General features: G+C 67.3%; 1 protein-coding gene. It reads right to left on the bottom strand.

Translation table 11 applies throughout. The features are described from left to right. Positions 1-7: 7 nt before the first annotated feature. Positions 8-492, bottom strand: a 485-nt coding sequence (locus CS062_RS25300) for an aldehyde dehydrogenase family protein (protein WP_143742543.1), incomplete at its 5' end; no start/stop codon positions are given.

The raw sequence follows: 492 nt of genomic DNA, 5'->3' as shown, positions 1-492 counted from the left end.
CCGCCCATCAGTCGGCGTACCAGTTCGGCAGGTCGTCCTGCATGTCCACCCACACCGACTTGATCCGGGTGTAGTGCTCCATCACGGCCTGTCCGCCCTCGCGCCCGTAACCGGACTGCTTGTAGCCGCCGAACGGAACGAGGTGGTTGATGGTGCGGGTGGTGTTGACCCAGATCAGTCCGGCCGCAATGCTCGCCGCGACCCGGTGCGCGCGGGACACGTCCCGCGTCCACACCGATCCGGCCAGGCCGTACTCCGTGTCATTCGCCTTGGCCACGGCGTCGGCCTCGTCGGTGAATGACATGACACCGGTCACCGGCCCGAAGATCTCCTCGCGGATCATCCGCATGTCGCGGTTGACGCCGTCGAGGATGGTCGGCGAGTAGTAGTAGCCCTGCGCCAGCGGGGCTTCCGTGGGCTGCGTGCCGCCGCAGACCAGATTCGCTCCCTCCTGGATGCCGCTGGCGACGTACCCGGCGATCCGTTCGCGAT

Origin of the sequence: Roseateles chitinivorans (assembly GCF_002761755.1) — a bacterium.
Lineage (GTDB): Bacteria > Pseudomonadota > Gammaproteobacteria > Burkholderiales > Burkholderiaceae_C > Roseateles > Roseateles chitinivorans.
The sequence above is the reverse complement of the archived record's forward strand: the minus strand, read 5'-3'. Positions and strand labels throughout refer to the sequence as shown.